The organism is Lysinibacillus sp. GW823-FHT06C08 (genome assembly GCF_058795135.1).
This window is the reverse complement of the sequence record NZ_JBXAHN010000002.1, coordinates 65,344-78,435: the sequence shown is the minus strand read 5'-3', so window position 1 is coordinate 78,435 and position 13,092 is coordinate 65,344. Positions and strand designations below refer to the sequence as shown.

Below are 13,092 nucleotides of genomic sequence, written 5' to 3'. Positions count from 1 at the left end.
CATAATACGATTCATCTTTTAAAATTCGTGCAATAGGCCATTTTTTTACTGGTATGAATTATTGGTGACAGTCCAAAACGAAAAAAGAAGGGAAAATAAATCCCCCTCTCCTTAAATTTTCATAACAGATTTCATCACCATCTCAGGAAGGATTTCATAATAAATATCAAATAGATCGACAAAATGTTTGGTATAACCGTTATACTGAATATTAATTTATAATGATATGACAAGAGTTGGAATGATTAGTTACAGGAGAATGATAGATGAAAATAGTAATTGCAGAAAAACCAGATCAGGCTGCCAAGTTAGCTGCTCCCTTTTCTTTTACTAAAAAGACAGGATACTTTGAAGTCAAAGCCAACTCATATTTTCCCAATGGAGCCATTATTACTTGGGCAATTGGGCATTTATGTGAATTAAAAACACCAGAAGAATATGATCCAACATGGAAAAAGTGGAAATTAGAAACATTACCCATTATTCCCGATCGATTTGAATATAAAGTTTCTAAATCTAAGTATAAACAATTTACTATCATAAAAAATCTAGTTAAAAGACCAGACATTCAAGAAATTATAATCGGTGGAGACGCCGGGCGTGAAGGAGAATTAATCATTCGTACCATTTTAAGGGTATGTGGTGTAAACAAACCGATGAAACGATTATGGATATCGTCCTTAACGGAAAACTCGGTCAAAAATGGCTTCTCAAATTTACTGCCCGAAGCGAAAACGAAGGATATTTATTACGAAGCATTAAGTCGTTCCTGCGCAGATTGGTTAATTGGCATGAATACGTCGAGATTATATACGGTCCTACTTAAGAAAAACGGTGTCAAAGATGTCTTTTCCATTGGCAGAGTTCAGACCCCAACCCTTGCGTTAATTGTTCATAGGGAACATGAAATCGCGAATTTCAAATCAGAACCTTTTTGGGAAGTCGAAGCAGTCTTTCATTTCGCAGGTAAAATGCTAAAAGCAAAATGGCATAAAAATAATATGTCAAGAGTATCGGAGGAAAAACAAGCGATAGCCATTGCTAATTTCTGTCTACATAAAAATGTAGAAATAACGAAAATAAATAAAGAGACGAAGGAATACGCACCGCCTCTGTTATTTAATTTGTCCGCGTTACAGGCTACAGCAAATAAGTCTTATAAGTTTTCGCCACAAAAAACTCTTGATATTTTACAAAAGCTTTATGTAAAAGGTTTAGTTTCATACCCAAGATCAGATTCGCAATTTTTAACAAGTGAAGAAGCCAAAACACTACCAACTATATTAAACAATTTGAGCAAAATAGATAAATATAAAAACCTTCTTCCTCCCCCAACAAATTCAATTATGAATAACAAAAGATATGTCAATGAGAAGAAGGTTACGGACCACCATGCGATCATTGTGACAGATCAAATACCTAACCTGGCTAAGCTAAGCATGGAAGAAGAAAAGATTTACGATTTAGTAGCGAGACAAGTCATTGCAGCACATTATAACTATGCCATTTTTGCGTACACAACGATTCATTCGCTTGTCGATAAACGAGCTGAGTTCATTTCGAAGGGGAAGGAGCAAATTGAGGAGGGTTGGCGTAAAGTCATTTATCTATCTAAAGAAAATGCATCTCAAGAGGAAGAAGAAATGCTTCCGCTTCTTCATGAAAATGAGCTCGGGACTGTGGCTCAAGCTACCGTTAAAAAAGGGGCAACACAGCCACCTAATAGATATACAGAAGGTCATTTAATTACATTAATGAAAACAGCCGGTAAACACCTAGATGATGCTGAGTTAGAAAAGGTTTTATCTAAAACGGAAGGATTAGGAACTGAAGCAACACGAGCCGGCATTATTGGTACACTCAAAGACAGAAACTATATTGAAATAAAGAAAAACCAAGTATTTGCTACATCTAAAGGTATGTTATTAATTGAAGCATTAGGTGAAAACAGCCTACTGACATCACCCTCGATGACCGCAAAATGGGAGCAGCGACTATCTGAAATTGGTGAAGGACATGCTTCTCCTCAAGCATTTATGGAGCAAGTAAAAAAGCTCACCTATAAATTGATTACAGATGCGCATGAACGTGAAAAAGTATGGGCATTCGATCAAAAGGAAGTCGACAAAATCAGTGCCAATAATCCTTATCAAAAGAAATATAAAAAAGAAAAAACTGTTGTCGGAAAGTGTATTCTTTGCGATGGCTCTATCCTAGATCATGGTACTTTTTACGGCTGTTCAAACTATAAAACTGCCAACTGTAAATTCTCAGTTTCAAAGAAAATTCTCAGTAAAACCATTTCACAGACAAATGTAAGAAAGCTACTTGCCACTGGTGAAACAGACATGATCAAAGGGTTTAAAAAGGGACAAAAAACCTTCAATGCGCATCTTATTTGGGATGAAAAAGAACATAAGGTACATTTTAAATTCCCTCAATAATTAGGGCATTTTAGGTGGTACACATCAAAGGGCGATACATAGATACCGCCCTTTTGGTCCCACTTCCTCATAAGAAATAGTTTAAAGCATTGCTCCCAGAAGTAATTAACGCTAATAAACCTGCAACCATCACCCATATTGCATATCGGTTTTCTTCTTGCTTTCTCTTCCCTATCCAAAATAATATGAAGCTGATACATAATAAAACAACCCCTATTATTGCACCTGTAATAATCCCTATCATCATGCCCATTTCCTATAGCCTCCTTATCTTCTCACCAATCTTTCAATCTATTTTCATTGTAGCTGTCAATCATCACTTTTTTCTTTCTCATTCCTTACATATTCATTAAGTATTAAATACTTCTATGTTCAATCGTACACCGCCATCATAAAAACACCTTAATAGGTAAACTATCAAGGTGTGTCTCGTCTTAGAGCCTTCATTATTTTTATAGTTAATCGATCAAAATACAATACCGATAATGATTGCCGATAAAACACTGACTAGTGAAGCGCCATAGAGCAATTTTAAACCAAAGCGCGCAACCACATTGCCTTGCTTTTCATGTAGCCCTTTTACGGCACCTACGATAGTCCCAATGGAGCCAAAGTTTGCAAAGGATATAAGGAATACAGATACAATGGCTGCCGTACGTTCACTAAAGCTATCTTGGATTTTAACGAAGTCCAGCATAGCAACAAATTCATTGGCCACAAGCTTTGTCGCCATAATACTACCCGCATTAACCGCTTCATGCCAAGGTACACCCATAAGAAAGGCAATTGGCGCAAAAACATACCCTAAGATACCTTGGAACGAGATGCCGAATATGCCATTAAACAGACCATTAATAAGGGCAATTAACCCAACGAAGCCTACTAACATAACGCCAACTATAATGGCTACTTTAAAACCATCCATAATGTATTCGCCTAGCATTTCAAAAAATGTTTGCTTTTCGCCTTCTTGCACTTCGATTATATCTTCCTCCGCCTTCACTTCATACGGGTTAATGATAGAGGCGACAATAAAACCACCGAATAAGTTTAATAATAAGGCGGCGACTACATACTTGGGCTCTAGCATCGTCATATAGGAACCAACAATTGACATCGATACAGTTGACATCGCAGAAGCACATAATGTATAGAGACGGTGCTTCGGTAAAAATCCAATTTGGTTTTTCACCGAGATGAATACTTCATTTTGTCCTACTATAGCTGCAGCGACCGCATTATAAGATTCTAGTTTTCCCATTCCATTTATTTTACTTAGTACTAGACCAATATACTTGATAATAAACGGAAGGATTTTATAATGTTGCAATATTCCGATTATTGCGGACATAAAAACAATGGGCATTAACACATACAGGAAAAAAGTATGCGCTCCTTCATTAGCTATCCCACCGAATACAAAATTGGTCCCTTCGTTTGCATACTCTAGTAATTTGGCAAAACTATCAGCAAATCCTTTAATTAATAATTCTCCGATACTTGTTTTAATCAGAAGAAATCCTAGTATAAGCTGGATGACAATCATCACAATGATTGGACGATACTTAATCTTTTTCTTATTATTACTCGCAACCCATGCTAAAAATAAAACTAACAGTAAACCTACTATAGAAATTAAATAATGCATCTATTCCCCTCCGTAACTTTCCACGTGTACCATCAACATTTAACGAATCCTAGCTTGTCCACTGGATCAGCCTAGACGTTTTTCGGGCGTTAAATTAGCTAAATCTACCATAGCAATGGAGCTACCATTTTCAATACCCTCCACTGCTATCCAGACAAAATGACATTCATCACTTTCTTGCTGTCCTTCTACCCATTTACACGGCACTATTCATCGATAATGGTAGTCAAAGCAACGTCCACCATTTCATAAAAGGACTTTTCGCTTTCCTCATGTGTTAAGCATTCATTTGTGAGTAATTGACTCCCTACCGTCAAAATGGATAATGCCTTTACCCCATATTTAGCAGCTAGCGTATAGAGCGCTGTGCTCTCCATTTCTACCCCTAGCACACCGAATTCCATAAACTTGTGAAGCCTGTCTAATGTTTCACGATAAAATTCATCCGAGTTATATATATTGCCTACAAAGACATTTCCTTTTTTACCTTGTGCCTGCTGATACGCCTTCATTAATAAAGAAAAATCTGCTGTAGGCGCATAATTATTGCCTAAGAAAATTTTCTCCGTCAAATTACTGTCTGAGGATACTGCTTGGGCGAGGATGATATCACGGATATTAATTTCCTTTTGCATCGCACCACATGTGCCGATACGAATCATTTGCTTCACGCCATAATCGTTTACCAGTTCAGTACCATAAATACTCATCGACGGATTGCCCATCCCTGTCCCTTGAACAGATATCGGCACACCTTTGTACATCCCCGTGTAGCCATACATCCCTCTTACTTCGTTATAGCAAAATGCATTTTCTAAAAAATGTTCCGCTACAAACCTTGCACGTAAAGGATCACCAGGAAGTAATACCCTTTCAGCTATTTCTCCCTTTTTTGCACTTAAATGCCTACTCATTTCTATTCCTCCAAGTCATAAAATTTATCTACAATCCATTAGGTAACCGTTTTCATTTACCATCAAAAAATACCCATAGCTATTTCCAAACCGACTCCTCTTAAAAGGAATCCGTCCAGAAACTACTATGAGTATAAGATTTTTTTACGATGATCAACTAGACCAGATTATTACGTTGTGTACGGAAAATATTTGACCAAATTACTGAAGTAATTCTTTCCGTATGTTATCTAAATCTCTTTTGGAAGGAATCGTTGAAATAATGACAACTGGCACAGTCTTTAGGTCAACAGGGAAATTACTAATAACAAAATCAATCTGTTGCTGCTGGACCATTTCGTCAGTAAGTCCTTTCAAAATGGACGTATTAATAATCAGTTGATCCCCTATTTCATTTTTTATTAGATTCGCTATATAATGGCGGATTGAAAACTCCTCACCAATGACCAAAAAAGCACTTTTACTTTTATAATTAAGGCCAGAACGAACAAGTAATGTTAATTTTGTTAGATGATAGTCATTATATCGAACAGAAGGATAGATTAATTGCCACTTGTGCAGACACGTCTCCATATCTTGATAAATTTGCTGACACTCATGGTGAACATACGCGGTTAAATTACTTTTTGAAATCATCATCCATTCAGGAATGGCATTATCGATTAAAAGCTTGTCAAGGAACTCATATACTTCCAAAATAAATCGCTCATTCCTATTTAAATTCGGGTAAGCCTCTGCCAATAAAGCTAATAGCTGCTGGCCCATTTGATCTTCTTCTCTATTCTTGTATAATTCGATTTCTTTCTGTGGTGTCATCTCTGACCCTTCATAATAATGATATTGGCTTAGACTAAATAGCGCTTGCAGGAAAAACAATTCATTATTTGGCAATTCCATTGAAAATCTTTCTTCCAGTGTCTTCGCAAGTTTTTTTACGGGCCCATAGAAAATACCTTTTTCCCACAGGTAATGACCGTCATTCATTTTTACGTAGTTCTCTTTTTTTATTCGTTCCAGAACAATTGCTACTAAAAAGGATAATTTCCTTTTGGAATTGATGAAATAAACAATATTTTTTTCATTCTCTATAGTTGTGATTAATTGATGAATAACATCAAAGTCACTATTCGTAAATGGCCACCCCGTAAACTCGTAAGCATCCCCATAAAATTTCCAATAAAAATAGCGGATATTCAATTCATTTCCCTTTACTGCTGGCGTCGAGTATGAAATTCGTAATTGATATGGCTTTAAATCATCATTATTTAATTGCATAATCAATTTCTTCAAAGAGGAAGTGCTCATAAACATGGCTTCCGCAAGCTCCTCCATTGAGCAGTGATCCTCATTTGTAAACAATACATCCATAAGTTGATAAAAGGTTGTTTGCCTGAACATGCTGGCAATCACTTCACTAACCGTTGTACTGCGCCCATCACGTTGTAGAAAAATGCCCTTTCCTCTAGACACTTCAATGGTCATCGTTGATGGCAATTGCGAACTAATCTCCTCCACTAACTTTCGTATCGTTTTATCAGAAATATGTAAACTTTGTTCAACCTCTGCTAAGGTAAACCATCTTTGCTCAGCATCTAGCAAAGTTAATAATTGGCTAGCTAATTTGAATTCCTTATCCATGCCTTCACCCTTCTCTATCATTCACAAAAAAGGACATACATATCGATATGTATATCCCTTTCTCTTTTATTTCATATACGTATTTAATAATTGGTCCATACGAGCATTGAGCTTCTTCAGATCCACTGCTGATACCGGATGATTCACAAGCTGATATTTTTCTTTCAGCTGAATGATTCGACGGACACTGTCATTAATTTGCTGCTCTGAGATTTTTCCGTTCTTTACGGCTGCCTTCAATGCATCTATGGCCGTTGTGACATTGGCGAATTCATGGGCAATTAAAATAATATCATTTCCCGCCTTCACAGAATCTACAGCAGCTTGCCCGATACTAAAATGATTCGTAATGGCTTTCATCGTCATATCGTCGGTCATTACAACCCCATCAAAGCCAAGCTGATTTCTTAATAGCCCAGTAATAATTTCCTTCGACATCGATGAAGGGAATTGTTGATCGATTTTAGGTAATAAAATATGGCCGACCATCACCACATCAACACCCTTATCAATGGCCGCTTTAAATGGAATAAGCTCCAGCTTATTTAAATCGTCAAGACTTTTCGACACTTTAGGAAGCTCTAAGTGAGAATCTACTGATGTATCACCATGACCAGGGAAATGCTTGATGACCGGAATCACCTGCTGACTTTCTAAACCTTGCATGGTCTGAATACCTAATTGACTAACGATATCAGGCTTATTAGAAAACGAACGATCCCCAATAATCGGATTGTTCGGATTGCTGTTCACATCCATGACAGGGGCAAAGTCTAGGTTGAAGCCAAATGCCTTTAATTGTTCCCCTAACAATTTTCCAATCTCATAGGAGAATTGTGGTTGATTGATTTGCCCAATCTTTTGGTTCGTCGGGAAATTTTTTAACGGCCCCGGTAATCTGACTACTTTCCCCCCTTCTTGGTCAGTTCCCAAGAATAGTGGCAGTCGATTAGTCCCATTCGCTGTCATCAAATCATTCATCAGTGAGACCGTTTGCTGTGGTGTTTCAAGATTATTGGCATAAAGAATCAATCCTCCAATCTTGTAATCACGAATCAAACTTTTAGTCTCTTGCTGAAGGGATGTGCCTGAAACACCCGCAAACATCATTTGACCAAGCTTTTCATCCAATGTCATCTGGTTGATCGTCTCTGCTATCTCATCCGTTATTTCTGTATAGACAGAGATGTGATGAACAGCAGGATTGGCCTCATTGTCAGTCGGCTTTGGCAAAATCCACTTTAGTTGATAGTTGGCGTTCACTTGATACACCAAAATAATTTGATCGGTCTTTGTATCCTGATAATAGCGGACCTCATCCGGCTCGCCTAACTTATTTTTAATATCTGCTAAATGAATATTCCTTATATTTGCTTTAAACGAACGGATATCGAAAGCTTTTGTACGTTGAAAGCCAATCGTTATCTCTTGTTGAAGAAAATCTTCGTATTGTGCATTAGCGGTCTCCATTACTTGCTGAGGGTCCCCCCATTGCTGATGAACCGTACGACTATCTGATTCCCCTGCGGTAAATGGCACATCAGGTACTTTCCCTTCTCCCGCTAGGTTGACAATTTCCTGAATGACTACGTCAAGATTTCCGGTATCGCCGCCCTCAGTAGCAGTATCGCTATGCTCTTGGACTGGGGGTGACTCCGAATTTCTAGTCGTTTGTGTGGCTGGTCTCATCTTCATACCGATAAAAAAGAGCAAACCCATTAAAATCAGCACAAGAAATACGAGAAAGCCACGTCTTCTTTTATGCATGAAAAAACCTCCTCAATCCAACCATTAGTAGTAGCATATCATTCTACCAGCTAACGTTATCATATCTAACGAATGAATTCAAAATATGTGAAATCAACAGAAACAACTCTCTCTTTAGAAAATATTATCGTAAGCTAGCAAAAATGCGGAGGAAGATGTTAAAATATTCTCATAAAGGGGGAGGCAAGGTATGGGGAAATTAAGTAAAAGGAATATATTGTGGATTGTACCCATCGGTATTTTAGGGGTGTTTTGGTACTTCTATGGTCCACAAAAGGATATTACAGACAATGAATATATTACATATGTAAAAAACTATTCTTATGAAAATAGTACAAAAACATTAGAAAATGGCTTTGCTGCTGCCTGCGAAAATCCGTATTGGGTTTATTTTGAAACACAGAAAAGACAGGATGTAGTCGAGTTCGAAGGAGATTGCTCCATTGATAATAAAGTTACAAAGGTCAATATGCAATTCCTTGTGGACAATGACAGGACAAAAGTTCAATCAGGTGCGATGTTAGTAGATAGTAAAATGCAGGAAGAAACGGATCGAGACCAGTTTTTACTAGCATTGGTCAAATAATTAGCGAATACCCTCATAATTACAACTATGAGGGTGTTTATCATATATCGGTGGATCTTGCGTCAGAAAACATAATCCAGAATGGGCTAACTATAACAAAAATTTTCAAGTTCATTTCAAATTTATTTTTGTGTATAGATTCTGTCGTTTAAATGGATAGTGGTTATTTGACAACAGTTGTAATAACCATTTTCTCGTTTGTTCATGGGTTTTATATTCTTGAAAAAAATGATGATAGTTTGCTATTTGGCCTTCCAAAAATTCATATTGATTATAGTATTCAAAAAAAGACTTATATAGCATATCAATTTGTCCCTCTGGAATTTGATTTATTACATCGCCTAAAACATAACTTAACGTTCCTGATATGTTCACACAGTAGTAACGAAAATCTTCATAGAAATCTACCACATCAGGTAAATTCAAAAATTCTGTTCGATAATCCTCACATATTTTATTAATATCCTTAGTAGGAAATGGCTTTTTTAATTCATTTTCCAATTCAGCTAGTTTTTTTATTATATTATCCATATTTCGGCCCCTATAAGTGTGTCATTTAACAAATTTATTTTTTAGTCAAAGCACAAACGTTCTTAAGCTTCTTTTGGGAAGGTTCTTGAAATGCTTGCCGCACTAAAGCAGCAATTCGTTAAATAAGTAAATTTGTTTTGCGTAGGATTCCCAATCTTTATTATCAGTATTTATTTCAATTGTAGGAATGATTGAATTTGCTGCTTGACTCCTATACGCTGGTTGTTGTTCTAATAATAATTCACATGCCAATTTCATTTCTTTTGAGGTTTTCCCCTCCCATTCATGAGGATTTCTTCTACATATTATTCTTTGCTCTAAATTCTCTGGTGACACAGTTAATAAAGTACATCTCGCCCGCATTTCAAGTAACTGGGCTTCTAATTCCTTAATTTCATCTGATATTGAATGAGAAAATGCAACCCGATGATTTAAATGAAACCTTTCAAATATAAAGAATAAGCCTTTTGAACGTTGGGTTTGTCCAACTATCCTGCTCCGCTACTTTTAGTAGAAAAAACTCTACTCCATATGGAAGTAAAGCCCCCATAAATCAATTCGCTAATAGATATTTATTAGAAGTTATTAACCATTACATTTAAAAAACTAAACATATTCGGTAATATAAAAATCAAAAATAGCCCTGTAAATGAGAAGGTTATAAATCTTTTCCTATCTATGCCAACTCTTAATTCCCAGAGTCCCAAACAAACTAAATACAAACCTATCAACATACTAACCATTGGTAATAGTACTAAATAAATATTCATTTCATTTTCTCCTTTTTTATATGTAGCTCTTCTAACTGACATAGTCCGTTTACTCTAATACGGTCAAAATGAGTATAAGTTCCAATTATAAGTAAATTATCCATTCAAAAAAAATAAAAACTCCGCCTTATAGAAGAGACGAAGTTTAAATTCATGGTACTACTCTAAATAGCTTTAGAAAGTTCATTTTGCAGGATTATTATGATCCTCCCTGATAACGATAGCTACTGTTACCTCCTACATTATTCCATACAAATATTCATTGTCGAGTTGGGATATCTTAGGTCTATTTGTTTACTAACTAATATCCGTTCCCTTGCCCTATTAAAGTAGTAGTCTAAGAAACATCACTGATTTCGAGGGAGTCTATTTATCACATACCCAAGCTTACAAATCTATTGGCTTGCCGCCTGTCACCCCATATATCTGACCGGTGATATAGCTTCCTTCATCCGAGGCCAGAAGAACATAAACGGGTGCAAGCTCTACTGGCTGTCCCGCACGGCCGAGAGGAGTATTTTGACCAAACTCAGGTATTTCTCCTTCTAATTTCCCGTTATCCAACTGAAGCGGCGTCCAAATCGGGCCAGGTGCGACACCATTGACACGGACACCTTTAGAAGCAAAGTACGAGGACAGGGATACCATAAAGTTGCTTATCGCACCTTTTGTAGCGGCATAATCCATGAGAGATGAGGATGGATCGAAAGATTGAACTGATGTGGTGGTAATAATTGCACTTCCTGGCTTCAGATGCTCTTCAGCAGCTTTGACGGTCTCGAACATGCTGATGATGTTTACTTTGAAAGTGTCTTGCACTTGGTTGATTGTTAGGTCACTTAGAGATGGCTGTGCGATTTGTTGCGCAGCATTTAATACCAGCAGGTCCAATCCACCAAAGGCTTCCACTGTTTTTGTAACAATCTCTGTCGCAGTACCATCTTCCCGTAAATCATATGGTAGCAGTAGTGCTTTTCTGCCTTCTTTTTCAATTAATGTTTTGACTTCGTTGGCATCTTCCTCTTCGCCCGGGAAGAATTGAATGGCCACATTCGCCCCTTCGCGTGCGTAGGCAATAGCAGCGGCACGACCAATCCCAGAATCGCCTCCGGTAATTAAGGCATTGCGCCCTTCCAGACGATTGTATCCTTTATATGATTCTTCTCCACAGTCAGGTTTGGGGCTCATTTCATTCTGTAGCGCTGGAGTGTTCTGTTCTTGATCTGGGAATTTTCCCGTATGATATTTCTTACGTGGGTCGGTTAGATGTGGGTTTGCCATTATCAATCATCTCCTATATTAATTATTTTAAAAACACTTTGTGAGCTTGCACTAATTAAATGCGGTTACATTTTTTGAATACCCTGTGATCATTTACTCTAAACAGCTACAGTCATTTACTCTTTTCCTACAAAAGAAAAAACACCCCATGTAAGCGAGCAAACTAGTCCGATTTTGAAATGGATAGTTCGAACACTTACACTGAGTGTTTTAAGTCCCTCTATATAGTTAGTAGAGGGAAAGATATTTAATATTGTTTTGTATGTTTAACTAGCTGTTCATACTTAAACTTGTAACGCCTCAATCGTTTGGGCTACTTGTTCTTCTGTTAAATTATGACGCACGATGTAGCGGTTGCGCTCATGCTTTGTACATTCAATTGTACAGCCACCTAAATGCTTGGCTTCATTTTCTTCAGATGCGATAATTTGTTTGTTACATTCAGGATTTGCACAGTTAATGTAACGTTCACAAGGCTCTCCGTCATAATGATCCCGACCGATAATCACATGCTCTACTTGATTGATGGGCACCGTTAAGCGCTCATCAAATACATACATTTGTCCGTCCCATAATTGGCCTTTCGCAACAGGGTCTTTTCCGTATGTTGCAACACCGCCATGTAATTGACCGACATCACCAAAGCCTTCACGTTTCATCCAACCTGAAAACTTCTCACAACGAATGCCACCCGTGCAATATGTTAACACATTTTTCCCTTCGAATAACTCGCGGTTCTCACGTACCCATTCCGGTGTATCCCGGAAGTTTTTTACATCTGGTCGAATCGCACCACGAAAATGGCCGACATCGAATTCATATGTGTTACGCACATCTAATACGACTGTATTTTCATCCTGCATTTCTGCAAGGAATTGTTCTGGTGACAGGTAGCGACCTGTTAATTCATGCGGGTTTACGTCTTCTTCTAAGCCTAAGTTTACTAACTCAGGTCGAGGGCGTACGTGCATTTTTTTGAAGGCATGATCATCCGCCGCATCAATTTTGAAGACAATACCTTCAAATAATGGGTCAGCTTGCATGTTTGCCATGTATTGCTCTGTTTGCTCAATCGTACCTGAAACAGTACCGTTAATGCCTTCATTGGCTACTAAAATACGACCTTTTAAACCGATCTCTTTACACATTTCTAAGTGCGTTGCTGAAAACACAGCTGGATCTTCAATCTTTGTGTAATGGTAATATAATAAAACTTGATAATTCATTGTTTTCCACCTATCATTTCAATATTTGCAGGATATTCCTGATAGTGTCTTTTACGACCTATTAACAATAAAGGAAAATCACTTAAAATGCTATCGGTAATTAGACTGAAATAGTTATAAATATTGTTAATAAATTTGTGAATTGGTCAGCGAACCTTTTTATCAAGAAGTGTTATTGCACAATCTAGCCTCCTTCATAAAGAAAAGATGCTTTCTTATTTCAAAGCATCCGATTGGGGTATAACTATTAAATTTGGTGAGGGGTCGAGAAGCCTCATTACTTTCAG

General features: G+C 37.3%; 12 protein-coding genes. 2 read left to right on the top strand and 10 right to left on the bottom strand.

What is annotated here, in order from left to right; all coding sequences use genetic code 11:
* The first annotated feature begins 266 nt into the window (after nucleotides 1-266).
* Nucleotides 267-2,444, top strand: a complete 2,178-nt coding sequence (locus AC1Q6O_RS07950; protein WP_008175979.1) for a DNA topoisomerase III — start codon at nucleotides 267-269, stop codon at nucleotides 2,442-2,444.
* Between the two features lie 67 nt (nucleotides 2,445-2,511).
* Here the strand turns inward: AC1Q6O_RS07950 and AC1Q6O_RS07945 are convergent, their stop codons facing one another.
* The 6 genes from AC1Q6O_RS07945 to nagZ form a co-directional block, all read right to left on the bottom strand.
* Nucleotides 2,512-2,697 carry a hypothetical protein gene (locus tag AC1Q6O_RS07945; protein ID WP_008175977.1) on the bottom strand — a complete coding sequence of 62 codons (186 nt, stop codon included), beginning with the start codon at nucleotides 2,695-2,697 and terminating at the stop codon, nucleotides 2,512-2,514.
* A gap of 213 nt (nucleotides 2,698-2,910) precedes the next feature.
* Complete coding sequence (locus tag AC1Q6O_RS07940; RefSeq protein WP_008175975.1) at nucleotides 2,911-4,092, bottom strand: NupC/NupG family nucleoside CNT transporter; 1,182 nt, start codon at nucleotides 4,090-4,092, stop codon at nucleotides 2,911-2,913.
* Between the two features lie 66 nt (nucleotides 4,093-4,158).
* Complete coding sequence (locus AC1Q6O_RS07935; protein ID WP_164908691.1) at nucleotides 4,159-4,299, bottom strand: hypothetical protein; 141 nt, start codon at nucleotides 4,297-4,299, stop codon at nucleotides 4,159-4,161.
* Nucleotides 4,299-5,006, bottom strand: coding sequence for a purine-nucleoside phosphorylase (gene deoD / locus AC1Q6O_RS07930; protein ID WP_008175971.1), 708 nt, complete (start codon nucleotides 5,004-5,006; stop codon nucleotides 4,299-4,301). Before deoD ends, AC1Q6O_RS07935 begins: the two co-directional genes overlap by 1 nt.
* A 201-nt stretch (nucleotides 5,007-5,207) precedes the next feature.
* Complete coding sequence (locus AC1Q6O_RS07925) at nucleotides 5,208-6,644, bottom strand: AcpB/EbpR/MafR family transcriptional regulator (RefSeq protein ID WP_237068771.1); 1,437 nt, start codon at nucleotides 6,642-6,644, stop codon at nucleotides 5,208-5,210.
* 66 nt (nucleotides 6,645-6,710) lie between these two features.
* Nucleotides 6,711-8,411, bottom strand: a complete 1,701-nt coding sequence (gene nagZ, locus AC1Q6O_RS07920; RefSeq protein WP_089984795.1) for a beta-N-acetylhexosaminidase — start codon at nucleotides 8,409-8,411, stop codon at nucleotides 6,711-6,713.
* Nucleotides 8,412-8,601: 190 nt separating this feature from the next.
* Here nagZ and AC1Q6O_RS07915 point away from each other — a divergent pair, with 190 nt between their 5' ends.
* The gene (locus AC1Q6O_RS07915; RefSeq protein ID WP_008175965.1) at nucleotides 8,602-8,997 is read left to right on the top strand and encodes a hypothetical protein; all 396 of its coding nucleotides are present in this window, start codon (nucleotides 8,602-8,604) and stop codon (nucleotides 8,995-8,997) included.
* 111 nt (nucleotides 8,998-9,108) lie between these two features.
* Here AC1Q6O_RS07915 and AC1Q6O_RS07910 read toward each other — a convergent pair whose 3' ends face one another.
* From AC1Q6O_RS07910 to trhO, 4 genes are all read right to left on the bottom strand, one after another.
* Complete coding sequence (locus tag AC1Q6O_RS07910) at nucleotides 9,109-9,528, bottom strand: YxiJ family protein (RefSeq protein WP_089984797.1); 420 nt, start codon at nucleotides 9,526-9,528, stop codon at nucleotides 9,109-9,111.
* 102 nt (nucleotides 9,529-9,630) lie between these two features.
* Complete coding sequence (locus AC1Q6O_RS07905; protein ID WP_181897678.1) at nucleotides 9,631-9,786, bottom strand: hypothetical protein; 156 nt, start codon at nucleotides 9,784-9,786, stop codon at nucleotides 9,631-9,633.
* A gap of 899 nt (nucleotides 9,787-10,685) precedes the next feature.
* Nucleotides 10,686-11,579: an SDR family oxidoreductase gene (locus AC1Q6O_RS07900; RefSeq protein WP_089984799.1), complete on the bottom strand. Its 894-nt coding sequence runs from the start codon at nucleotides 11,577-11,579 to the stop codon at nucleotides 10,686-10,688.
* Nucleotides 11,580-11,863: 284 nt separating this feature from the next.
* Entirely contained in the window at nucleotides 11,864-12,805 is a 942-nt protein-coding gene (gene trhO / locus AC1Q6O_RS07895) for an oxygen-dependent tRNA uridine(34) hydroxylase TrhO (RefSeq protein WP_008175955.1), read from the bottom strand.
* Nucleotides 12,806-13,092: the final 287 nt, after the last annotated feature.

Coding starts and splice junctions, on each gene's coding strand:
- nagZ (WP_089984795.1), bottom strand. CDS start 8,411: ATGCATAAAAGAAGACGTGGCTTTCTCGTATTTCTTGTGCTGATTTTA.
- AC1Q6O_RS07940 (WP_008175975.1), bottom strand. CDS start 4,092: ATGCATTATTTAATTTCTATAGTAGGTTTACTGTTAGTTTTATTTTTA.
- AC1Q6O_RS07950 (WP_008175979.1), top strand. CDS start 267: ATGAAAATAGTAATTGCAGAAAAACCAGATCAGGCTGCCAAGTTAGCT.
- AC1Q6O_RS07905 (WP_181897678.1), bottom strand. CDS start 9,786: ATGAAATTGGCATGTGAATTATTATTAGAACAACAACCAGCGTATAGG.
- AC1Q6O_RS07900 (WP_089984799.1), bottom strand. CDS start 11,579: ATGGCAAACCCACATCTAACCGACCCACGTAAGAAATATCATACGGGA.
- AC1Q6O_RS07915 (WP_008175965.1), top strand. CDS start 8,602: ATGGGGAAATTAAGTAAAAGGAATATATTGTGGATTGTACCCATCGGT.
- trhO (WP_008175955.1), bottom strand. CDS start 12,805: ATGAATTATCAAGTTTTATTATATTACCATTACACAAAGATTGAAGAT.
- AC1Q6O_RS07910 (WP_089984797.1), bottom strand. CDS start 9,528: ATGGATAATATAATAAAAAAACTAGCTGAATTGGAAAATGAATTAAAA.
- AC1Q6O_RS07945 (WP_008175977.1), bottom strand. CDS start 2,697: ATGGGCATGATGATAGGGATTATTACAGGTGCAATAATAGGGGTTGTT.
- AC1Q6O_RS07925 (WP_237068771.1), bottom strand. CDS start 6,644: ATGGATAAGGAATTCAAATTAGCTAGCCAATTATTAACTTTGCTAGAT.
- deoD (WP_008175971.1), bottom strand. CDS start 5,006: ATGAGTAGGCATTTAAGTGCAAAAAAGGGAGAAATAGCTGAAAGGGTA.